Source organism: Planifilum fimeticola, from assembly GCF_003001905.1.
Lineage (GTDB): Bacteria > Bacillota > Bacilli > Thermoactinomycetales > DSM-44946 > Planifilum > Planifilum fimeticola.
Genome location: NZ_PVNE01000002.1, coordinates 39,682 through 60,818 on the forward strand (window position 1 = coordinate 39,682; position 21,137 = coordinate 60,818).

The following is a 21,137-nucleotide window of genomic DNA, read 5'->3' on the forward strand; positions in this document are numbered from 1 at the left end:
ATGTCGTTTGTGATGGGCCGATGCATCGGCGTGGATGTGGGTGGCACCAAAATCGCCGCCGCCCGGGTGGAGCCCGACGGCTCCCTGAGCCGGCGGTTTCGGACGGATACCCGAGCCGCCGAAGGGCCCGCCAGCGTGATCGAACGGATTTGCCAGGGGATTGAGCAAGTGATGGGGGAAGAAAGCGTGGAGGGGATCGGCATTGCTTGCCCGGGGCCTTTGAATGCCCGCACCGGGGTGGTTCTCTCCCCGCCCAACCTGCCCGGCTGGGACCGGGTTCCTCTGAAAGATCGGCTGGAGGAGCGCTTCGGCGTGCCTGTCCGGGTGGAAAACGACGCCAACGCCGCCGCCTGGGGAGAATATCTGATGGGAGCGGGCCGGGGGGCGGATCCGATGATCTACATCACGGTGAGCACCGGCATCGGCGGCGGAATGGTTTTGGACGGGCGCCTGTATCGGGGAGCCGACACTTACGCCGGAGAGATCGGCCATACGATCGTGGATCCCGGGGGAGCCCCCTGCGGTTGCGGACGAAGGGGGTGTCTCGAGGCGATGGCGTCGGGGACGGCGATCGCCCGGGCGGGGGCGGAGGTGGTGCGGAAGGGAAACCGTCGGATCAGGGAATTGAGCGGCGGGAGCGCCCCCCGCGCGGAACACGTTTTCGCCGCATGCCGGGAAGGCGACGAGGACGCATCGAGGATCATCAGCGAAACGGTCCGCTATCTCGCCATCGGAATTTCCAACATCATCCACCTATTCAATCCCCGGGCCATCGTGATCGGGGGCGGGGTGGCCAGCGCCGGGGACGTGCTGTTCCCTTCCCTCCGGGAAAGGGTCCGAGCCTGCCTGATGCCGTCCTTTGCGGGAACCTTTGAGCTCCTTCCGGCGAAACTGGGAGAGGATGCCGGAGTGATCGGAGCCGCCGCGTTATGGGCGAAGCGGTCGGAGTGAACCGCCATCTTCCGATTTGGCCCGATCAGACTGAAACCTGGGAAAATTGAGGAGTGATTGCAGGTGTCGAAATCATCGATTCTTTTTCCTTTCGGATCATTTGTGAAGCATGAATCCAACCCGATTTTGTCCCCTCGGGGAGAGGGATGGGAATCCAAGGATGTGTTCAATCCGGCCGCTGTTGTGAAGGATGGCAAGGTGCACCTGTTGTACCGGGCGGAGGATCGCACCGGGATGGGGAAGTGGAACGGGACTTCCCGCATCGGTCTGGCGGTGAGCGAAGACGGGATCCGCTTTGAACGCCATCCCGAACCGGTTCTGATTCCGACGGAGCCCTATGAGGCGGACGGCGGGTGCGAAGATCCCCGGGTGACCCAGATCGGGGACACCTATTATATGACCTATACGGCCTATGACGGAAAAAACGCCCGGATGTGCCTGGCCACATCCAAGGATTTGGTCAACTGGGAAAAGCACGGGATCGTGTTCCCGGGATGGGAAGGGGACCAGGCCCGGGAATGGTCCAAATCCGGAGCGATTCTTCCGGAGAAGATCAACGGCAAATACGTCATGTATTTCGGGGACAGCTGCATCTGGATCGCCTTTTCCGACGACGCGATCCATTGGGAGCCCGTGGAGGAGCCGGTTCTCAGACCCCGTGAAAATCCCGCCGACTTCGACAGTTTGCTGGTGGAACCGGGTCCCCAGCCCCTCCTGACGGATGAAGGGATTCTCCTGATTTACAATGGAGCCCGGAAACTGGGCGAGAGCGGAAGGAGCGGAACCGGGAACATCCACGCCTTTCCCGTCCGCTATGAGGCGGGGCAGGTGCTGTTCTCCCGGGAAAATCCGGCACAGGTGATCCGGCGGACGGAATCCAGCTTTTTCGCCCCGGAATCCCTGGCCGAGACGGAAGGCCAGGTGGACAACGTCGTCTTTCTGGAGGGGCTGGTGGAGTTCCGGGGCGCCTGGTATCTGTACTACGGAATGGCGGACTCCCACATCGGTGTGGCCATTTACCGTCCGTAGAGGGGGTGAAGGGACTTGTCCCTGAGAAGGCTTGTCGCCGGTGCGGTGGCCGGTGTGCTGTTGGCGGTCGGTTCCGTTTTTCCGGCCGCCGCAAAGCCGTCCGGGAATGCGGAACGCGAATCCCTTTACCGCAGGATGATCAACCTGGACCACCTCAATCATCTGCAGGATGAGGTGACCCTGGGAGGTCGGGAGATGGCGGTGACCCGGATCTACTCGGAGTACCCGGATTACGGATGGGTGGATGCCGGCGAGGAAGGGATCGGCTGTGTCGATGACACGGCCCGGGCGGCGGTGGTGTATCTCACGGATTATGAGCGTACCGGAGACCGGAAGAGTCTGGAGAGGGCGCGGAAGGCTCTCAATTTTGTCCTGCACATGCAGGCCGAGGACGGAGAATTCTATAATTTCGTCCGGGAGGATTATTCCATCAACCGGGACGGACCGACCAGCCGCAAATCCATGAGCTGGTGGGCCTCTCGCGCCATGTGGGCTTTGGGGAACGGTTACCGGGTGTTCCGCAAGGAAGATCCCGCCTATGCCGCGGAGCTCAGGGAGCGGTTCCTGCTGGCCAACGAGGCCCTGCAGCGGAAGATCGGCCCGGATTACGGAAAATACCGACGGATCCACGGTCAAAAAGTTCCCGCCTGGATCGACGAATTTGACGCCTTTTCCAACGCCCTGCTGGGGCTGACGGAGTTTTACCGGGCGGAGCCTCTGCCCGAAATCGCGGACTCCATGGTGAAGCTGGGGGATGGATTGTCCCGGTATCAGTTGGGGACCTTTTCCGAATACCCCTACCGGGCTCACATGGACTGGAGCGGTTCCGTCCAGCTCTGGCACACCTGGGGAAGCTCCCAGCCGATGGCGTTGGCGAGGGCGGGAAAGGTGCTGAACCGCAGGGACTACATTGAATCCGCCCGGAAAGCGGCGGAGGGGATTTACGCTCATCTGCTCACATCCGGGATGATCAAGGAGATGGCCCCCACTCCCTCTTACTACGAGCAAATCGCCTACGGGGCCAACCGGATGGTTCAAGGGCTGATCGCCGTGGGAGAGGCTACGGGAGATGCCAAATACCGTCGGATGGCGGGATTGGCCGCTTCATGGTTTTTCGGAAACAACGACGCCGACGCGGTGATGTACGATTTCCAAACCGGGCCCGCTTCATCCATGCGGACACCTCCGATTATGAAAGCGTGGAGGGGCTGGTGAAGGAGACGCTCCGCTCCTTCGGAAGGTTGGACATCATGTTCAACAATGCCGGGATCGGCAATCCGCCCGTTTCCGTCCTGGACATGCCTCCGAAGGAGTACCACCGGACCGTTGCCGTCAACCAGCACGGGGTTTTTTACGGGATCAAGGAGGCGGGCAATGCCATGAAGGAGAAGGGGGGCGTCATCATCAACACCGCTTCCGTGTACGGGTTTTTTGCGGATCGGAGGCATTTTCCCTATCACGCCAGCAAGGGAGCCGTGGTGATGATGACCAAGGCGGCGGCCTTGGAGCTGGCCCGGTACAATATCCGCGTGGTGGCCGTCGCGCCGGGGCTGGTGGACACGGAGATCGTCGCCCCGTGGAAACAGCGTCCCGACCTGTGGCGGACGGTGGAAAAGGCGCAAATGCGGGGCCGGGTGGCAAAGCCCGAAGAGGTTGCCAAAGCGGTGGCGTTTCTGGCCAGCGACGACGCCTCCTTTGTGAACGGTTCCGTCCTGTTCGTGGACGACGGAGCAGCCTCCTTCAAGCGGTGAGGGGAAATCGCACACAAACCGACGGTGTGACTTCTCGGCCAAACGGATCTCCTCCCGATGTGGTCCATGGGATGCGCGGGGATTTCCATCATCGGAACCTGGATGAAGGAGCCGGTCCGTCTCCCGGATGCAGGAGGAATCCGGCCTTCCGTCGCCCGGTACGCCGGGATCCGATGGGGATAGCGTCCTCCCTCCGGGAAATGCCCGGGGATTTTTATGGACGTTCCGCATATACATTCTACGGATTGACGGAGAGCCGCCGGATCGGGGGATACCGCCGGGACACGAGGCGCAAACGAAAGCAGGTCCCCGTTTCATCGCCTTGAAAGGAGGTGAAAGCCGGTGATCAAACCCTTATGCGGCGGACGCGGTCCCGGAAGTCCCGATCAGGATGAACAAAAGGGTGGGGAGCAAAAGGGAGCGACATTCTCATAAAAAAATTCTCGGTCGGGGGTTCCTCGAGGGGTGCAACCTTGATGTCCGGGTTGCACCCTTTTGTGCGGGAGCCCGAAAGGAAGACGTTTTTGTCTTGTCCCTCCAAGGGAAAGAGAGGGTAGACGGGAAATCCTTCAACGGGAGATGAGTTCGTTGCCGAAAAAGATCCGCATATGGATGAAAAAGGAAGAGATTGAGGAGACGGCCCTCAAGGGATCGACCGCCGTCGTCATGGATGTTTGTCTGGCGACCACGACGCTGCTAAAGATCATCGAAGGGGGACCCCGCAGGGTGTTTCCCACCGGCAGTCTGGAGGAGGCCCGCCGGCTTGCGGAGGAGCTGGATGCCCGCCATCTGTTGACCGGAGGAGAAGAAGGGGGATTTCGGATCGAGGGATTTCACTGCGGCCCCTTTCCCGATGAGTACCCTCCGGAGAAGGTGAAGGGAAAGGATGTGGTATACCTCACTTCCAACGGAACCCGGGCCATCCACCGCGCCCGAACCGCCGATGAGCTGCTGATCGCCTGCATTCGCAACGCTCCGGCGGTGGCCCGATATCTGCAGGAGGTGACGACGGACACGGTCCGTCTGATCTGTGCCGGTTCCCTGGGAAGGGTTTCCCTGGAGGATGTCTTGTGTGCGGCAATCATCCTGACGGAGATGGATCTGTCCGGATGGGACCTGGATGACGCGGCCGTCCTTTTGCGGGATTGGGGGAGTCGCGTGCGGGAGGAGGTTCCCCGTATCCTGGAGACGGGGCGGATCGGCCGGTGGTTTGAGCGGGAGGGGGAAATCCGCGCCCTTCGCTATGCCGGAGAAGTGGGCGCCAGCGACACCCTGATCGTCTTCCGGGATGGGCAATTGGTGGCCATGGCCGGGAGCGGGGAGCGGCGGGAGGCGGAAAAGCGCCGGTGAACGGGGGTGCGAGACGTTTCGTCCTCATTTTTTCGGGAATGGAATTGGATTTTGTTCCCGAAACCGTGTTATGATTTCTCATATATCGGGCAAGAGGGAAGGAGGGGAGCGATCGGGATGCGCATCGGATTGACCGGTGGAATAGCGACGGGCAAAAGCACCGTTTCCCGGATGCTGCAAACTCGAGGAGCGGCGATCGTCGACGCCGATCAAGTGGCCCGGGAGGTGGTGGAGCCCCATACGCCGGGATGGAGGCGGATCCGGGAGCGCTTCGGCGATCGGATCCTTCGACCTGACGGTTATCTCGACCGGAAGGCCCTTCGGGATGTGGTTTTCCGCGATCCCCAGGCCCGCAGGGATTTGAACGGAATTCTGCATCCCCTGATCCGGGAGAGAATGCTGGAGCAGGCAAAATTCCTGGAACGGGAGCGCCCGGGAAGGGTCATCGTGTTTGACATTCCCCTTCTCTATGAGAGCAGACTGACCGATTGGGTGGAAAAAGTGATCGTGGTGTATGTCCCGGAATCGGTTCAAATCCGCCGATTGATGGAGCGGGAGGGGATCGGGGAGGAGGAAGCGCTCCGCATGGTCCGGGCCCAGATGCCGATCGAGGAGAAAAAGCGGATGGCGGACTGCCTCATCGACAATTCCGGCTCACTGGAGGAAACGGAAAGACAGGTTGATCATCTATGGCGATGCCTGACCTCAGAAAATGGATCCAGCCCGCAGTGATGGCCCTGCCGTCAAAGCGGAGAATGGCCCTGGCTCTTCTCCTTTTGCTGTTGTTTTTGTCGGTGGTTTCCCCGCTGTTTAACCAGTGGATGTACCCCCTCAGATTTGAGGAGCACATCCTTTACAGCGCCGAAGCCACTGGTGCCGATCCGTTTTTGGTGATGGCCATCATCCGAGTGGAGAGCAAGTTTGATCCCCAAAAGCGGTCACCGAAGGGCGCCCAGGGATTGATGCAGCTGATGCCCGAAACGGTGGACTGGGTGATTTCGGAGGGCAAGTTTTCCCCGGCCTTTTACGACTTGGTGTATGAACCGTCGGTCAACATACATATGGGCAGTTGGTACATATCCGGTCTGGTCCGGGAATTTGAAGGCAACAAAATCGCGGCGATCGCCGCTTACAATGCCGGACCGGGCAATGTAAAGCGATGGCTGAAGGAGGGAAGGTGGGACGGGACCCGCCGGAATCTGAATGGTGTGCCTTACGGGGAAACGCGCCACTACATCCGCCGAGTCACCTTTTTCTATGAAAAGTACCGAACCCTCTACGGCCATCTGATCGAGAGCAAGGAGACCTACACCCTGCCGCAGTAGCGTCTCGATAAAACGAAGAAATCCCCAAAACAGGGGGCGCAGGTACCTTTTGCCAATCAAAATGAAGGCGAAGGGATGCGTCCCTTTTTTTGTCCAACGGGACGGTTTTTGTCCCGGTGAGGCAAATTTTGTCGTCGCATTGCAATATGTGACATACTGTTTATAATGAGAAGAGGGTATTTTGATGTTCACTTTGATTGAGGAAGGGGAAAATCATGCCACTTCGAGTTGCCATCAACGGATTTGGACGAATCGGGCGAATGGTTTTCCGCAGAGCGATGCGAGAGAACGATATGCGGGTGGTTGCCGTGAATGCCAGCTATCCACCGGAGACGTTGGCCCACCTGATCAAATATGACACGGTACACGGGGTGTTCGAGGGAGAAGTGGTGGCGGAGGAGGACGGATTCACCGTCAATGGCCAAAGGGTGAAACTGCTTTCCGACCGGGATCCCTCCCGCCTTCCCTGGGGCGATTTGGACGTCGACGTGGTGGTGGAGGCCACCGGGAAGTTCCGGGACCGGGAAGGGGCCGGGAAGCATCTGGAGGCCGGTGCAAAGAAGGTGGTCATCACGGCCCCCGGCAAGGACGAGGATGTCACCATCGTCATGGGAGTCAATGAAAGCGCATACGATCCGGAGAAGCACCGCATTCTCTCCAACGCCTCCTGCACCACCAATTGCCTCGCTCCCGTGGTCAAGGTGCTGCACGAGGCCTTCGGGGTGGAACACGGACTGATGACGACGGTTCATTCTTACACCAACGACCAGAAAAACCTGGACAATCCCCACAAGGATCTCCGCCGGGCCCGGGCGTGCGCCCAATCGATCATTCCGACCAAAACGGGTGCGGCCCAGGCGATCGGCAAGGTGTTGCCGGAGTTGGCCGGGCGGTTGAACGGACTCGCTTTGCGCGTTCCCACTCCCAATGTTTCCGTTGTCGATCTGGTGGCGGATCTGACGGTGCCGGTGTCGGCGGAAGAGGTGAACCAAGCCCTCAAGCGAGCGGCGGAAACGCATATGAAGGGCATTCTCCAGTATTGCGACGCCCCGCTCGTCTCCTCCGACTTTAACGGAAATGAACACTCCGCCATCGTTGACGCTCCCTCCACCATGGTGACCGGGGAGCGGCAAGTCAAGGTCCTGGCTTGGTATGACAACGAGTGGGGATATTCCTGCCGCGTGGTCGATCTGGTAAAACTGATCGGCCGGCTGCAGGAGGCCGGGCGGACCAAGCAGGAAGTGGCATTGTAAACAGGATTTTGGAGGTTTATGAGACAAGTTCCCGTCGCCTTGAAGGGCGGGAACTTTTTTGTTTTCAGCGCACCCCTGAAAGAGGATACAATGAGTATGAAGGAGGGATGGTTGGATGAGATGTCCCTATTGCGGATCGATGGGAAGCCGGGTGCTGGATTCCCGCCCGGCCAACGAAGGAAAATCGATACGGCGACGCCGCGAATGCGAAAGCTGTGAACGGCGCTTTACCACCTTTGAGACGGTGGAAGTGAAGCCCCTCATGGTGATCAAGAAGGACGGGAGCCGGGAGGAATTCAGCCGGGAGAAGGTGCTGCGCGGGCTGATTCGGGCGTGCGAAAAGCGGACCGTGCCCCTGGACAAGTTGGAGCAACTGGTCGATCGGATCGAGCGCCAGCTGCGCGAGCAGGGGCGGTCGGAGGTGCCGTCCCGGGAGATCGGTGAGATGGTGATGGAGGGGCTGGCGGAAGTGGATGAGGTGGCCTATGTCCGATTTGCTTCCGTATACCGGCAGTTCCGGGATATCAACATGTTTGTGAAAGAACTGGAAGAATTGTTGAATCGGTCCCGGAAGCCGCTTCCGGATGTGAAAGAGAAAGATGGATGGAAAGAATAGAGACCGTCGGGAGAAAGCCCGGTTTGTCAACCCGGAAGGGGATTGGTACAATAATAGGACCCCTTGCGATCGGATTTCTGATAACGATTCTTCCCCGGACGGATGAACCCCATTCAAAGCCGTGGGATCCCCCTTTGGTGCGTCGCCGATGAGGGTTTCCCGCCCGGATGATCACGGTTCCGGGCCGTTTTAATCCTTTCACAGGGCGGAACGGCCGGAGGGTTTCCGATGGTTGCTGTTTTACCCGAAAAGGGACGTTGAGGAGGCTTCGGGTATGTCTTCGATGATCTGGAAGGAGTGCACGCCGCGCGACGGCTGGTGGAGCCGGACACTTCGGCCGATTCACGCGGCGGATGTGAGCAGTCTGTTGCACCTGTATCAACCGATTGTCGGAACAGCGGCCATTGGTCTGTATCTCACCTTGGCCTACCAGATTCCCTTGCACCGGGCGGGTGCTTCCGAGGTCCATTCCCATCTATATTTGATGAATCTTCTGTCCCTGCCTCTGCAGGACCTGCTGGAAGCCCGCTACCGGCTGGAGGGAGTGGGCCTGGTCAACACCTACCGTTCGGACAAGGGAGAGATGCGCCTCTACGAGTACGAAATCGTTCCCCCTCTCTGTCCGGAACAGTTTTTCCAGAGCGACGTTCTCAGCATCGCCCTGTACAACCGGCTGGGGAAAGAGCGGTATCTGGCCATCCGGCGGAAGTTGCTGGAGGGAGAGGGGGCTTACCGGAAAGAACAGAGGGGGAAAAATGTGACCAAGTCGTTCCAGCAGGTGTTTGGGAGCTTCTCCCCGGCGGAGGTGAGCGCGGCGGCTTCCGTCGAGAAGATGTGGAACCCCGGAGTGGAACCGGTGTCCCGGGAGGGGAAACCGCCCTCTTTTTTCACAGAAGAGGACGATTTGGCCATGATCCGCATGCGGTTGGAATCCGTCCTCGATCCCGATGCCTGGACGGAAGAAGTGGAGATGCAGCTGAGGGAAATCCGCTTTCTGTACCAGTTGACCGATTGGGATCTCCTGCGGGCGCTGCAAAATCCCTATGTGACTTACAATGGGCGAATCGATCTGGATCGTCTTCGCAATTTCGTCTGCAACGAGTATCGCTTCCGTTTCGGGGCACTCCCCGTGGTGATCAACCGGGATTTTTCCCGCGCGGATTCGCGCAAGGAGCCTCCCGTCAAGGGGGGACAAGCCAAGGGATCGGCCGCCTCAACGGAGGAGGAGGATCACCTGAAGCGACATCTGAAGGAGTTGGCCTCCATCTCCCCCCTGGAACTTTTGTCCCACTTTCAAAACGGCATGCGCATCCCCGACGCCGATATGGATCTGGTGGAACGACTGGTCCGCGAATACGGACTGCCTTTCGGCGTAATCAATGTTCTGTTGGAGTACGTGATGTACACGCACGATTACAAGCTGCCACGTCCCCTGGTGGAGAAAATCGCCGGCCACTGGAAGCGCCGGGGAGTGAAAACGGTTGAAGAGGCTTACGATCTGGCGCAGAAAGAGCTAAACTGGGAGTGGAAGAAGCAGAAACAGCAGCGGAGGCAGACCAAGGATCGCTCCGCCCGAAAGGGAACGGGCGCGGAACAGCTGCCGCGGGCGGTGGCCAAACAGATGGAAGCGGAAAGACGCGGAAAGACGGAACAGGCGGAAGTGGATCCCAAGGTGCAGGCGGAGATCCTGGAAGAATTGAACCGCATGCGTGAACGGTTCAAAGAAAAGAGGGGTTCAACATGAACCGGATTGATCGCTACACGGGTGAATGGATGAAAAGGATGCCCGGGCGAAAGGGGATGGAGGCCCGCGTTCAGTCGTGGATGTCCCATCCGGCGGTCGCTCAGTTTTTGCGGGATCACCCGCAGGTAACCAAGAAGACGTTGGTTCGCTCCCTCGCCCGGGTGCGCCAGTTTGTCCAGGAACAGGAGAATTGCGCCAAATGCCCCGGTCTGGACAACTGTCCCAATCTGGTGCGGGGGCATGCGGGAAGACTCGTGTACTCCGGCGGTTATGTGGATTTGGTTATGAAACCCTGCGACAAGCTGAAGGCGAGAATGGAGGAGGAGAAGCGGAACCGACTGATCCGCAGCCATTACATCCCGCGCGACATTCTGTCCGCCACCTTTGAAACGATCATTCCCGACGCGGGGAGAACCGCGGCGATCCGGGCGGCCATTCGCTTCTGCAATGCCTTTGCCGACGGAAAGCCGGAGCGGGGACTCTATCTGTACGGCCCCTTCGGCGTGGGAAAGAGCCGAATCGCCGGAGCGATGACCCGGGAACTGGTGCGACACAACGTGGATTCCCTGATGGTGTACGTGCCGGACTTCATGCGGGAGATGCGCGATTCCATCCAGGAGGGATCCCTGGGCGAGAAGCTGGACCGGTTGAAAAAGGCGAGCGTTCTGATTCTGGACGATATCGGCGCCGAAACCCTCACCCCCTGGACCCGGGATGAGGTGTTGGGTTCGATTTTGCAATACCGGGTGACCGAGGGATTGCCCGTGGTTTATACGTCAAACCTGGATCTGGAGGAGCTGGAAGATCACCTGGCTCACTCTCACCGGGGAGGGACCGAACGGGCCAAAGCCCGGCGAATCATGGAACGGATCCGCCATTACGTGGACGTGTACCTGGTGGAAGGCCCCAATCGGCGGCTGATGAAGGGGGGATCCTGATTCATCGGGAGGATTTGCGCACGGGGCCCTTGACTTCCCTGACGGAGGCGGATAAAATATTAACTGTCCCTCGGACGAGCGGTCAAAGGCGATCCCGCCGAAAAAAACCTTGATCCGGAAAGGGATGCGTGGTATAATCAACATCGTCGTCAAATGTAATGTGGTTCGGTAGCTCAGTTGGTAGAGCAGAGGACTGAAAATCCTCGTGTCGGCGGTTCGATTCCGTCCCGAACCACCATCTGCGAGCGGAAGTGGCTCAGGGGTAGAGCACCGCCTTGCCAAGGCGGGGGTCGCGGGTTCGAATCCCGTCTTCCGCTCCATTTTCATTTTACGCCGGGGTGGCGGAATGGCAGACGCACGGGACTTAAAATCCCGGGGTGGGTTTCCACCGTGTCGGTTCAAGTCCGACCCTCGGCACCAGCGATCTCCTGGAGGTTTCAGCTGACAGGGGATTTTTTTGTGCCGCCGAAAAGACGCATCAGGTGCCGGAATGGAAGAGGCGGAGTTATTTGCCGCGACCCTGGAGAGTGTAATGGTTGCGGCGCGCGATGGACTCGGCTCGTATCCGGAAGGGAAATATCGCGCCCCGTGCCCCCCTTAGGGTCGCTCTCATAGGTGGTAACAGGTTGGCACAACGCACAAAAGTATGGGGCGAATCCATTTTAACCGCGTCCCATGGGTGGAATGTGAAACTCCCGCTAAAGCGGGAGTTTTTTATATCAGCTCCAATGTCTTTAGTTCCTCCGTTTGGAGATCGAAGACGCGGATGAGATGGTTGTTGGTGTCGGCGATATACAGTTTTTCTTCATGCAGGAGAACGTCATTCGGTTCATTCAGGGGAAGGAGATCGCAATCCTTGTCGCCGATCCGGCAGAGGGATTTTTTCGGCCGGGCGATCACCGTGGAAATGCTCCGGGCGGAAAGATCCGCTCTCCGAATGGCGTGATTGTAGGTATCGGCGATGTAAACGGTGTTTCCGGACGCGGATACGCCCAGGGGATGCTGGAGCAACGCCGTCCGGAAGGGACCGTCCCGGTGTCCGAAATCGAACAGTCCGCGCCCGATCAGTGTGGTGACTTCGCCGGTTTCCGCATGGCAGGTGCGAAGGGAGGAGGTCTCGCTGTCCGCGAAGACCAGCTTCGTCCCCAGGATGTCGATCCCGCTGGGCTGGGCGCAATTGGCGATGCGGGGAGGTCCGTCGATCAGGTTTTCCCTTCCGCTGCCGGCAAAGACCTCGGCCCGGCGGGTGTCCGGGTCCAGCTTCCACAACTGATGGGAGCCGGCCATGGCGATGTACAACCGGTTGCCAAAGGCTGCCAGGTCCCAGGGGGAGTTGAGGGAAATGGAGGAACCGATCCCCTCCGCCGCCGGCCACATGGCCTGTTTTCCGTTTCCCGCCAAGGTGCGGACCGTCTGTTCCGTTAAATCGATCTCGCGGATCTTGTGGTTGTCCGTATCGCATACATATAGCTTGTTCCCGACTGCCTCCAGCCCCTGGGGGAAGCGGAAGGCCGCCTCCGAAAAGGAGCCGTCCCGGTCTCCCGCCTCTCCGCGACCGATGATGCGCCGCACTTCGGCGCGGTCGCCTGCGGGCTTCAGCTCCAGGATGCGGTGGTGGCGGGAGTCGGAGACGAAGAGGTGGCCGGTTTCCGGATGGATGGTCAGTTTTCCGGGAAAGGACAAGGTGCTGTCCGGCAGGGGCGGGCGGCGAATTTGGATTTTTTCTTTGGCCAGGATTCCGCGCCTTTTGGCTTGGTCGAGGGCCTGGGCGATGTGACGGTCCAGTTCATCCCGGAGCCCTTCCCCCGATCCCCGGGCGAGCAACCGGCCGTCGGCGCCGATCAGGACAAAGGTCGGCCAGGCCCGGACGAGGTAGTTGTTCCAGATGTCGTGTCCGTTGTCGATGACCACCGGGTGCTCGATGTCGTGGCGGATGATCGCCTGACGGATGTTCTCCGGATCCTGTTCGTTGTCAAATTTGGCCGCGTGCACTCCGATCACCAGGAAGGGCTCTTTCCGGTACTTTCTTTCCAGGTAGGCCAAGTCCGGAAGGACGTGCAGGCAATTGATGCAGCAGTAGGTCCAGAAGTCGAGGAGCACGACATGCCCATTCAACATGTCGAGGGACAGGGGGCGGTCCGTATTGAGCCAGAGGGCATTTTTCGGAAGTTCGGGCGCCTTCATCGATTTCACCTCGCAAGGTGTGATGGCCTGAACACCAAGAGGGGGTGTACCGCGAAGCGCCTTTGTCATCGCGACGAAACGGATCGGCACACCCTCCTCCGAAACCCCCGATAAAGGCGTTTTCGCCGAGCTTTATGAAAGGTCGGCGGGCCGCTCTTCATAAGGGATCGGGTCTATTATTCCCGCTTCGCGGAATCCCTTGAGCCGGAGCCGACAGCTGTCGCATACCCCGCAGGCCCGCTCCCCGCCCCGGTAACAGGAGGTGGTCAGATGATAGGGGGCGCCGAGCCGGTGCCCCAGCTTGACCGTCTCCGCCTTCGACAGGCGGATGAGGGGAGTCCGGATTTCGATCGGTTCCGACCGGGTTCCCGCCCGGGTGCCGACCCGGAGCACCCGGTTCACCGCTTCGATGAATTCGGGGCGGCAGTCGGGATAGCCGCTGTAATCGACGGCGCTGACACCGATGAAGATGGCCCGGGCACCGACCACCTCCGCGAAGGAGGCCGCCAGGGACAAGAAAATCAGGTTTCTTCCGGGGACATAGGTGTTGGGGATTTCTTCCCCCGTTTCCCCGGAGGGAATCTCCATGCGGGAGTCGGTGAGCGAGCTCCCGCCGATATGTTGCAGGAGGTCCAGTTGCACGATCCGGTGTTCGCGGGCGCCAAAGTGTTCCGCCACCCGGCGGGCGCAATCCACCTCCCGCCGGTGCCGCTGACCGTAGTCGAAGGTGAGGGCGTAAATCTCGAACCCCTCGTCCGCCGCGACGGCCATGCACGTCGTGCTGTCCAGGCCGCCGCTCAGGATCACGACCGCTTTGTCGGACAACGCTTTTCCTCCTCTCAGACCCCGCGTCGGTCCGGGTCCCAGATGTATTTGTGCGTCTGCAGGTTTAACCGGATATCCTTCCGCTTGCCTTCGAGCAACCAGGCGACCAACCGGTCGGGGGGAAGCGTGTTCCATTCGGGGCTGAAAAGAATCTGACCCCGGCGCACGGCGTTTTCCACCACCGACAGGGCTTCGTTGAATTCCTCCCGATCGGAAATGACGAATTTGATCTCATCCCGGTCCGTCAAGTGGAGAAAATTGCTGGGGATCATCTTGTCCCGTTCCCCGCTGGAACGGAGCTTGAAGTCCATGATGAAGCGGACTTTCCCCCCGTGGGGAGAGGCTTCCCGCCAGCGGTGGAAGGGGAGAAGATCAATGGCCCCGTTGGTCTCGATGTGGATGTCCTCCAAAAAGGGGAGGGGCGCCAATTCCTGAAGCAGGGCGAGGGCCTTGTCCCGGTAGAGGAGCGGTTCGCCTCCGGTCAGGCAGATGTGGCGGTTGCCGTAGCGCTTCACCTGTTCCAGGATCTCTCCCAGGGTAAGGATTTTCTCCGGAGGATGCGGAGCGTAGCTGTAGGGGGTGTCGCACCAGGTGCACCGCAGATTGCAGTTATACAGACGGATGAAGGTGGTGGGGAATCCCGCCATGTTTCCTTCGCCTTCCACCGTTTGGAAAATTTCCACCAGGGGAATCGTGATTTCCTTGGGGTTCATCGGTCCTCCCCCATCCATTCCCGGCGCAGGGTCGCGGCGCTGGTGGGCGTTTCTTCCAGCCGAAGGGATTCCAGCCGCAGGGCCTGCTCCGGTGATCCCAGCTCCTTCAGCCCCTCTTCCAACCGTTCCCAGATCCAGACGATCATGTTTTCGACGCTGGTGTTCATGGGGGGCAGGACGCCGTTCAGGTATTGGTGGTCCAGGGGGACGAGGATTTTTTCCTTCACCATCGCCTTCAGATCCTTGAAGTCGACGACCAGTCCGATATCGTTGACGAAACCGCTCACTTGGACGGTGAGCCGGTACGTGTGCCCGTGGAGCGCCTTGCACTTGCCTTCATACAGGTGCAGGTGGTGGGATGAGTCAAAGGTGAAGGTTTTCTCCACGGCGACGCGTCGCTGATGATACTTCAGCTGTTCCTTTTGAATGTCCCTGCCGAATACCTGCAGTTTCGGCGGAAAGGGAAAGGCGCCCTCCTCCTTTCGGGAGGGTCCCGCTTGATTCCATTCCTTTGGGTTCATGGTGATCGCTCCCTAGTGTTTGTTTTGAGAGTGGTGGGTTTTCGACACTCTGCGCCGCATACGGTCTCGTGAAGCCCGTGCCGCGGCACATATCCAGTTTAGCATACTGGCGGTTTTGGGGGGAATGCAAGACAGGGAGCCGGCTCATGTGATAGGATAGAAAAGAAGCCGCTACTGTCGGATCCGGGTTGAGGAGGTTGGCTGATGGCGAAGATAGATCAAATATTGGATCGTGCGTTGAAAGGGGAACGGCTGGGGCTGGAGGAGGGCATTCTCCTCTGGGAGAGCGACCAAGTGGAGAAAATGGGATGGGTTGCCAACCAGATTATGGAGCGCCTGCATCCGGAACCGATTACGACCTTTGTGATCGGACGCAATATCAACTACAGCAACATTTGTGACACCTACTGCCGCTTCTGCGCCTTTTACCGGCCGCCCGGCCATGAGGAGGGCTATGTGCTCAGCAATGAGGAGATCTTCAAAAAGATCCAGGAAACGATCGACGTGGGCGGCACGGAAATTCTGATGCAGGGTGGAACCCATCCGGATCTCCCCTTCAGTTATTACACCAATCTGCTGCGGGAGATCAAAAAGCGGTTTGATATTCACATCCACTCCTTTTCGCCGGCGGAAATCCTGAAGATGAAGGAAGTTTCCGGTCTGTCCCTCGAAGAGGTAATCCGGCAGTTGAAGGAAGCGGGATTGGATTCGCTCCCCGGCGGAGGCGCCGAGATCCTGGACGACCGGACCCGGCTCAAGATCAGCCGTCTGAAGGGTTCCTGGCGGGATTGGATGAACGTGATGCAGACGGCGCACCGGTTGGGGATGCACACGACGGCGACGATGGTGATCGGTTTCGGGGAGACCCTGGAAGAGAGGGTGCTCCACCTGCTCCGAATTCGCGAAGCCCAGGATGAGACCGGCGGATTTCTCGCCTTCATCGTTTGGACCTTCCAGCCGGACAACACCCGGTTGAAGCGGGAAAAGCTCACCGGAGAGGACTATTTGAAGGCGGTGGCCATTTCCCGTATCATGCTGGACAACATTCCCAACCTGCAGTCCTCCTGGGTGACGATGGGAACGAGGATCGGGAAACTCTCCCTCAGCTACGGCTGCAACGATTTCGGCAGCACGATGATCGAGGAGAACGTGGTCTCCGCCGCGGGCACCACCCACAAGGTGAACACCAATCTGATCCTTCAATTGATCCGCGAAGCGGGGAAAATCCCCGCCCAGCGGAATACGCGTTACGAGATTCTCCGGATCTTCCGGGAAGGGGAGAAGGCGGAAAAGGATTTTGTCATGCAAAACTGATCCCCTCAAAAGATGCGGGAGAACAGCGACGAGGTACCGGCCCGCCTGTGGGCGAACCGGTGCCTTGTTGCTTATTTGGGAAAAATACATCTTTTTTTCTTCGCAGGAAAGGAGAGGAACCGCGTTGACCGGCAAGACCCATTTGTCCTTGGGGCTGGTTTCCGGGGCGGCGACGGCGGCCGTGATCGATCCCGCCCAAAACCTCAACGAAGCGACGGTGACGATTCTGGTCAGCGGAACCGTGGCGCTGCTGCCGGATATCGACGACAATGACAGCACGGTGAACAAAATCCTTTTCCCCCTTTTGCCGGCGGGCCTTCGATCCTTGGTGTTGGCCGCCTTGGGCGGTCTGGTCGTCATCCTATACATTCTCAGGGATTGGCCGCTTTGGACGTTGCTTGCGGGGATCTACGCCCTGTGCGTCGCCTTCGCCAACCATCGGAGCATCAGCCATTCCCTACTGGCCTTCGGTATTGTCGTATGGACCGCATATCTGGCTTCGCCGATGATCGCCCCGGCGGTGGCGGTCGGATACGGCTCCCACCTGCTGGCCGATGCGATCACCACGGGAGGCGTTCCCCTGTTTTGGCCTTGGTCGAAGCGGTTCGGGCTGCGCAACCTGGGGCTGAGCATCCCTACCGGCGGATGGCTGGACCAGTGGGCGGGAAAGGTGGGCCTGATGGGCACCTGTGTGATTTTTACATATCTCGTGTACCGACGGGTGATGGAGGAAGGTTTGGCCGCCTTCGGCTTTTTCGGATGAGGTGATCCGGCGGGGTGGAAGCGGTATACCGGTCGGCATCCTCCCATATACTAGGAATACCGACGGACGATGGGGAGGATGTGTTGTGCGTGACCGTCTATCAGTTATCCCTGCCGGACAGGGTTCCGGAAGCCGTATGCCACCTGTGGAACTGCCTGGATGAGCAGATGGTGCGGATGCAGTTTCACGGGATCGCCTTCCGCATACAGGAAGAGCGAATCGGTTCCCGCGTCGTCTTTCTGTGCCACGACGGCGGCGGGGACGATGCGGAATCGAGGGAGGTCCGCCACGGGATCGGCTTGACCGTCGCCGAATATATCCGCTCCTATCACGAGCCGAATTTGGTCCGCGATGCCGTCCGGAAAGCCTTCCCCTTCCAGCCTTCAAGGTCTGATGCGGCCGAGAAGGCGGTGCTGAGCTGGATCGGAAAGAAAAGGCGGCGCAAACCCTCCCTCGGATTGGACTGGAAAATCGCGGGACAGGTTTCCGGCTTTCTGAAGGAGAGCCGGCGTTTGGCCGTCGACGGTTTCATCCGCTTTCGCCTGAAGGGGTATCACCGGGTGTTTTCCCGGCTGCTGGATCAGGCCGTCCGGGAATACCGCCTGGAGCAGGAATACCAGGAGTTCATCGAGCTCCTCCGGTATTTCGTCTCCACTCAGAAGACCCAGATTCCCGTAATTCACGTCCTCCATTTCGGAAAGAGCCGGTTCCACCTGATGAAGGAGGACGGTACCCCCCTGCGCCTGAAGGACGTGGAGGGAGCCGCGCAGGAAATCATGGAGCAGACCTTTTCCCGGGAGGATATGATCGTGAGCGCGCTTTTGTCGGCGGCTCCGGAGTTTGTGGTGCTGCATACCCGACAGCGCGAGGAGACGATCATTCGAACGGTGCGCAAAATTTTCGAGGGCCGGATCGTTCTCTGCGAGGGCTGTCCCCTCTGCCGCTCGGAGAAGGTGGGTCGCGAAACCCTTGACTGACGGGAAACAAACCGGTTATAATACATAACAAATTTTTCGGGAAATGCGATGAAGAGGACACGGACCGACCCACACGGTTGCCAGAGAGAGGGGTCATCGGCTGAAAGCCCCTTAACCCCCTGTGGATCGGTTCACCCCCTCGAAGCTGCGGCGGGGAACGCCCGTCAGGGTAAGTATCCGCCGCCGGGAACGCGCCGTTACCGCGAAGAGGATCCCGTCCGCCCCTGAGCCGGCGGGGTCGAAGAAGGGTGGAACCACGACGTCTGCGCTCGTCCCTTGGGTGCGGGCGTTTTTATTTTACAACAAATGGCAGGGGTGAGGAACATGGGCGTGGCGGTCAAGCTTCCGGACGGATCCGTCCGGGAATACGATCAGCCCGTATCGGTGGCGGAGGTGGCGGCCTCCATCAGCCGCGGGCTCTTGAAAAAGGCGATAGCGGGAAAAGTGAACGGCAAGGTGGTCGACCTGTCGGCGACGGTGCCGGATCAGGCGGAGGTCAGGGTGCTGACCCTGGACGATCCGGAAGGGCTGGAGGTGTACCGGCACAGCACGGCGCACCTGATGGCCCAGGCCCTCAAACGGCTCTATCCCGGCGTGAAGCTGGGGATCGGTCCGGTCATCGAGGACGGTTTTTATTACGACATCGACTGTCCGGAAAAGATCACTCCGGAGGATTTTCCGAAGATCGAAGCGGAAATGCAGAAGATCGTGAAAGAGGATTTTCCCATCCGCCGGAAGGTGGTCTCCCGGGAGGAAGCGATCCGGATCTACGAGGAGGTGGGGGATCCCCTCAAGTTGGAGCTCATCCGGGATCTGCCGGAGGATGAAGTGATCACCATCTATGAGCAAGGGGAGTTTTTCGACCTCTGCCGTGGCCCTCACGTCCCCTCGACGGGCCGGTTAAAGGCCTTCAAGCTGCTCAGCGTCGCCGGAGCTTACTGGCGGGGGGACAGCAACAACCAGATGCTGCAGCGGATCTACGGCACCGCCTGGCCGAAGCAGTCGCAACTGGAGGAGCACCTGAAGCGGCTGGAGGAAGCGAAGGAGAGGGACCACCGGAAACTGGGCAAGGAGTTGAAAATTTTCACCCTGACTCCCGAAGTGGGGCAGGGGCTTCCGCTCTGGCTGCCGAAAGGGGCGACCATCCGCCGCGTGATCGAACGATACATCGTCGATCTGGAGGAGAGTCTGGGGTACCAGCACGTCTACACGCCCCATCTGGCCAACGTGGAGCTGTACAAGATTTCCGGCCACTGGGATCACTATCACGAGGACATGTATCCGCCCATGAAGATGGACAACGAGGAACTGGTGCTCCGACCGATGAACTGTCCCCACCACATGATGATCTACAAGAGCGAATTGCGCAGCTACCGCAATTTGCCCGTCCGCATCGCCGAACTGGGCACCATGCACCGGTACGAGATGTCGGGGGCGCTGGCGGGTTTGCAGAGGGTCCGGTCGATGACGCTGAACGACGCTCACATCTTCTGCCGTCCCGACCAGATCAAATCGGAATTCACCCGGGTGGTCCAACTGATCCAGCGGGTGTATGAGGACTTCGGCATCCGGGATTTCTGGTACCGCCTCTCCTACCGCGATCCCGAGGACAAGGAGAAATACGTCCAGAATGACGAGATGTGGGAGTTGGCCCAGCGGATGCTGAAGGAGACGATGGAGGATCTGGATCTGGAATATGTGGAAGCGGAGGGAGAAGCCGCCTTCTACGGCCCCAAACTGGACGTGCAGGTGCGCACCGCCCTCGGCAAGGACGAGACCCTGTCCACCGTCCAGCTGGACTTTCATCTTCCGAACCGGTTTGATCTGGAGTACATCGGCGAAGACGGCAAGCCTCACCGGCCGGTGGTGATCCACCGGGGAGTGGTGAGCACGATGGAGCGGTTTGTCGCCTTCCTGTTGGAATACTACAAGGGCGCCCTGCCTCTCTGGCTTTCCCCGGTGCAGGCCCGGGTGCTCACGATTACCGATGCGCACGTCGATTACGCCCGCAAGGTCCTGGAGGAGCTGAAGGAGGCGGGCATCCGCGCCGAACTGGACGACCGCAGCGAAAAGATCGGCTACAAGATTCGCGAGGCCCAGCTGCAGAAGATTCCCTACATGCTGGTCGTCGGGGAGAAGGAGCGGGATAGCGGCACCGTCGCCGTCCGGAAGCGCTCCGGAGGGGACCAGGGAGTGAAATCCGTAGGCGAAGTGATCGCCATGATGAAAGCGGAGATCGAAGCGAAAAAGTAAGGAACACCGGCGGTGATGGGGAACTTGGATCGGGCTGCGCCTTCGGGTCGCATGGTACTGCGCAAAACGGAGGAAAGGGATTTGGATGCCGTGCTGAAAATGGAAGCCGATGCCCGCCCGTGGGTGATCGGATGGTCTGAGAAGCAGCATCGGAATGCCATGAGGGATCCCGATGCTGAACACTGGGTGATGGAGGACCCCGACACCGGACAACCCGTGGGGTATGTGATTCTGCAGGGCATCCAAAATCCCCACGGCTCCATCGAACTAACGCGGATCGTGGTGTCCCGGCCGGGACGGGGGTTGGGAAAGGAAGCCCTTCGGTTTTTCATCCGTCGATGCTTTGGCGAGTTGGGGGCCCACCGCCTGTGGCTCGATGTGATGGAGCACAATGAAAGGGCCCGCCGCGCATACGAATCGGTGGGTTTCGTCCGGGAGGGGACGCTTCGGGAATGCCTGAAGATCGGGGAAAGATACGTCTCCCTTCACATCATGTCCATCCTGAGACATGAGGCGAAGTTGATTTGAATCGTTCCCGGCGCCTGCGCGGGGCGCCGGGAAAAATACACGTCACCCTTTCTTGACAAGATCAGAGGGGCATGGTACAATTGCGACGGTATCCAAGAAGAA

At 59.5% G+C, this 21,137-nt stretch carries 20 protein-coding genes, 3 tRNA genes and 1 other annotated feature (1 of these 24 running past the window's edge); of the genes, 19 read left to right on the forward strand and 4 right to left on the reverse strand.

Annotated features, from left to right (window positions below; translation table 11 throughout):
• From CLV97_RS01595 to CLV97_RS01665, 14 genes are all read left to right on the forward strand, one after another.
• Positions 1-951, forward strand: a complete 951-nt coding sequence (locus CLV97_RS01595) for an ROK family protein (protein WP_106343784.1) — start codon at positions 1-3, stop codon at positions 949-951.
• A 63-nt stretch (positions 952-1,014) separates the two neighbouring features.
• Entirely contained in the window at positions 1,015-1,980 is a 966-nt protein-coding gene (locus tag CLV97_RS01600; RefSeq protein ID WP_245891318.1) for a glycoside hydrolase family 130 protein, read from the forward strand.
• Positions 1,981-1,995: 15 nt separating this feature from the next.
• Positions 1,996-3,195 (forward strand): prenyltransferase/squalene oxidase repeat-containing protein, encoded by a 1,200-nt coding sequence (locus CLV97_RS01605; RefSeq protein ID WP_106343785.1) that lies wholly within the window; start codon positions 1,996-1,998, stop codon positions 3,193-3,195.
• Positions 3,192-3,731: an SDR family NAD(P)-dependent oxidoreductase gene (locus CLV97_RS01610; RefSeq protein WP_245891319.1), complete on the forward strand. Its 540-nt coding sequence runs from the start codon at positions 3,192-3,194 to the stop codon at positions 3,729-3,731. Before CLV97_RS01605 ends, CLV97_RS01610 begins: the two co-directional genes overlap by 4 nt.
• A gap of 588 nt (positions 3,732-4,319) precedes the next feature.
• Positions 4,320-5,081 (forward strand): 2-phosphosulfolactate phosphatase, encoded by a 762-nt coding sequence (locus CLV97_RS01620; RefSeq protein ID WP_170070326.1) that lies wholly within the window; start codon positions 4,320-4,322, stop codon positions 5,079-5,081.
• A gap of 117 nt (positions 5,082-5,198) precedes the next feature.
• A complete protein-coding gene (gene coaE / locus CLV97_RS01625; RefSeq protein ID WP_106343789.1) occupies positions 5,199-5,813 on the forward strand; it encodes a dephospho-CoA kinase in 615 nt (204 codons plus the stop codon).
• Positions 5,771-6,406: a lytic transglycosylase domain-containing protein gene (locus CLV97_RS01630; RefSeq protein ID WP_106343790.1), complete on the forward strand. Its 636-nt coding sequence runs from the start codon at positions 5,771-5,773 to the stop codon at positions 6,404-6,406. Before coaE ends, CLV97_RS01630 begins: the two co-directional genes overlap by 43 nt.
• A gap of 215 nt (positions 6,407-6,621) precedes the next feature.
• On the forward strand, positions 6,622-7,659 hold the full coding sequence (locus tag CLV97_RS01635) for a glyceraldehyde-3-phosphate dehydrogenase (protein ID WP_106343791.1): 1,038 nt from the start codon (positions 6,622-6,624) through the stop codon (positions 7,657-7,659).
• Positions 7,660-7,774: 115 nt separating this feature from the next.
• Positions 7,775-8,275 carry a transcriptional regulator NrdR gene (gene nrdR, locus CLV97_RS01640; RefSeq protein WP_106343792.1) on the forward strand — a complete coding sequence of 167 codons (501 nt, stop codon included), beginning with the start codon at positions 7,775-7,777 and terminating at the stop codon, positions 8,273-8,275.
• Positions 8,276-8,549: 274 nt separating this feature from the next.
• Entirely contained in the window at positions 8,550-10,019 is a 1,470-nt protein-coding gene (locus CLV97_RS01645; RefSeq protein ID WP_106343793.1) for a DnaD domain protein, read from the forward strand.
• A complete protein-coding gene (dnaI, locus tag CLV97_RS01650; RefSeq protein WP_106343794.1) occupies positions 10,016-10,957 on the forward strand; it encodes a primosomal protein DnaI in 942 nt (313 codons plus the stop codon). Before CLV97_RS01645 ends, dnaI begins: the two co-directional genes overlap by 4 nt.
• A gap of 162 nt (positions 10,958-11,119) precedes the next feature.
• Positions 11,120-11,195: transfer RNA gene (locus tag CLV97_RS01655), tRNA-Phe, on the forward strand.
• Positions 11,196-11,202: 7 nt separating this feature from the next.
• Positions 11,203-11,277 (forward strand) — tRNA-Gly (locus tag CLV97_RS01660).
• A gap of 12 nt (positions 11,278-11,289) precedes the next feature.
• A tRNA-Leu gene (locus tag CLV97_RS01665) sits at positions 11,290-11,377 on the forward strand.
• 294 nt (positions 11,378-11,671) lie between these two features.
• Here the strand turns inward: CLV97_RS01665 and CLV97_RS01670 are convergent.
• The 4 genes from CLV97_RS01670 to queD all read right to left on the reverse strand — a co-directional run bounded on the left by CLV97_RS01670 (position 11,672) and on the right by queD (position 15,200).
• Positions 11,672-13,141 (reverse strand): thioredoxin-like domain-containing protein, encoded by a 1,470-nt coding sequence (locus tag CLV97_RS01670; RefSeq protein WP_170070327.1) that lies wholly within the window; start codon positions 13,139-13,141, stop codon positions 11,672-11,674.
• 132 nt (positions 13,142-13,273) lie between these two features.
• Complete coding sequence (gene queC, locus CLV97_RS01675) at positions 13,274-13,966, reverse strand: 7-cyano-7-deazaguanine synthase QueC (RefSeq protein WP_106343796.1); 693 nt, start codon at positions 13,964-13,966, stop codon at positions 13,274-13,276.
• A gap of 14 nt (positions 13,967-13,980) precedes the next feature.
• Positions 13,981-14,679: a 7-carboxy-7-deazaguanine synthase QueE gene (locus CLV97_RS01680; RefSeq protein ID WP_245891320.1), complete on the reverse strand. Its 699-nt coding sequence runs from the start codon at positions 14,677-14,679 to the stop codon at positions 13,981-13,983.
• Positions 14,676-15,200 carry a 6-carboxytetrahydropterin synthase QueD gene (queD, locus tag CLV97_RS01685; RefSeq protein ID WP_106343798.1) on the reverse strand — a complete coding sequence of 175 codons (525 nt, stop codon included), beginning with the start codon at positions 15,198-15,200 and terminating at the stop codon, positions 14,676-14,678. The genes CLV97_RS01680 and queD overlap by 4 nt, the downstream gene beginning before the upstream one ends.
• A gap of 204 nt (positions 15,201-15,404) precedes the next feature.
• On the opposite strand from queD, the gene mqnC reads away from it, so the two are divergent.
• The 5 genes from mqnC to CLV97_RS01710 all read left to right on the forward strand — a co-directional run bounded on the left by mqnC (position 15,405) and on the right by CLV97_RS01710 (position 21,035).
• On the forward strand, positions 15,405-16,514 hold the full coding sequence (gene mqnC / locus CLV97_RS01690; protein WP_106343799.1) for a cyclic dehypoxanthinyl futalosine synthase: 1,110 nt from the start codon (positions 15,405-15,407) through the stop codon (positions 16,512-16,514).
• Positions 16,515-16,638: 124 nt separating this feature from the next.
• On the forward strand, positions 16,639-17,277 hold the full coding sequence (locus CLV97_RS01695) for a metal-dependent hydrolase (RefSeq protein ID WP_170070328.1): 639 nt from the start codon (positions 16,639-16,641) through the stop codon (positions 17,275-17,277).
• A gap of 14 nt (positions 17,278-17,291) precedes the next feature.
• Positions 17,292-18,254: a putative sporulation protein YtxC gene (gene ytxC / locus CLV97_RS01700; RefSeq protein ID WP_146130383.1), complete on the forward strand. Its 963-nt coding sequence runs from the start codon at positions 17,292-17,294 to the stop codon at positions 18,252-18,254.
• Positions 18,255-18,578: 324 nt separating this feature from the next.
• Positions 18,579-20,507: a threonine--tRNA ligase gene (gene thrS / locus CLV97_RS01705; RefSeq protein WP_106343802.1), complete on the forward strand. Its 1,929-nt coding sequence runs from the start codon at positions 18,579-18,581 to the stop codon at positions 20,505-20,507.
• Between the two features lie 15 nt (positions 20,508-20,522).
• Positions 20,523-21,035 (forward strand): GNAT family N-acetyltransferase, encoded by a 513-nt coding sequence (locus CLV97_RS01710; RefSeq protein WP_245891334.1) that lies wholly within the window; start codon positions 20,523-20,525, stop codon positions 21,033-21,035.
• An 88-nt stretch (positions 21,036-21,123) separates the two neighbouring features.
• Positions 21,124-21,137, forward strand: a sequence feature (ribosomal protein L20 leader region) (it continues 103 nt past the right edge of the window).

Bases quoted from the DNA above. Each gene is read 5' to 3' on its own strand.
- CLV97_RS01595 (WP_106343784.1), top strand. From the start codon at position 1: ATGTCGTTTGTGATGGGCCGATGCATCGGCGTGGATGTGGGTGGCACC.
- coaE (WP_106343789.1), top strand. From the start codon at position 5,199: ATGCGCATCGGATTGACCGGTGGAATAGCGACGGGCAAAAGCACCGTT.
- CLV97_RS01630 (WP_106343790.1), top strand. From the start codon at position 5,771: ATGGCGATGCCTGACCTCAGAAAATGGATCCAGCCCGCAGTGATGGCC.
- CLV97_RS01635 (WP_106343791.1), top strand. From the start codon at position 6,622: ATGCCACTTCGAGTTGCCATCAACGGATTTGGACGAATCGGGCGAATG.
- nrdR (WP_106343792.1), top strand. From the start codon at position 7,775: ATGAGATGTCCCTATTGCGGATCGATGGGAAGCCGGGTGCTGGATTCC.
- CLV97_RS01645 (WP_106343793.1), top strand. From the start codon at position 8,550: ATGTCTTCGATGATCTGGAAGGAGTGCACGCCGCGCGACGGCTGGTGG.
- dnaI (WP_106343794.1), top strand. From the start codon at position 10,016: ATGAACCGGATTGATCGCTACACGGGTGAATGGATGAAAAGGATGCCC.
- CLV97_RS01670 (WP_170070327.1), bottom strand. From the start codon at position 13,141: ATGAAGGCGCCCGAACTTCCGAAAAATGCCCTCTGGCTCAATACGGAC.
- CLV97_RS01680 (WP_245891320.1), bottom strand. From the start codon at position 14,679: ATGAACCCCAAGGAAATCACGATTCCCCTGGTGGAAATTTTCCAAACG.
- queD (WP_106343798.1), bottom strand. From the start codon at position 15,200: ATGAACCCAAAGGAATGGAATCAAGCGGGACCCTCCCGAAAGGAGGAG.
- mqnC (WP_106343799.1), top strand. From the start codon at position 15,405: ATGGCGAAGATAGATCAAATATTGGATCGTGCGTTGAAAGGGGAACGG.
- thrS (WP_106343802.1), top strand. From the start codon at position 18,579: ATGGGCGTGGCGGTCAAGCTTCCGGACGGATCCGTCCGGGAATACGAT.
- CLV97_RS01710 (WP_245891334.1), top strand. From the start codon at position 20,523: ATGGGGAACTTGGATCGGGCTGCGCCTTCGGGTCGCATGGTACTGCGC.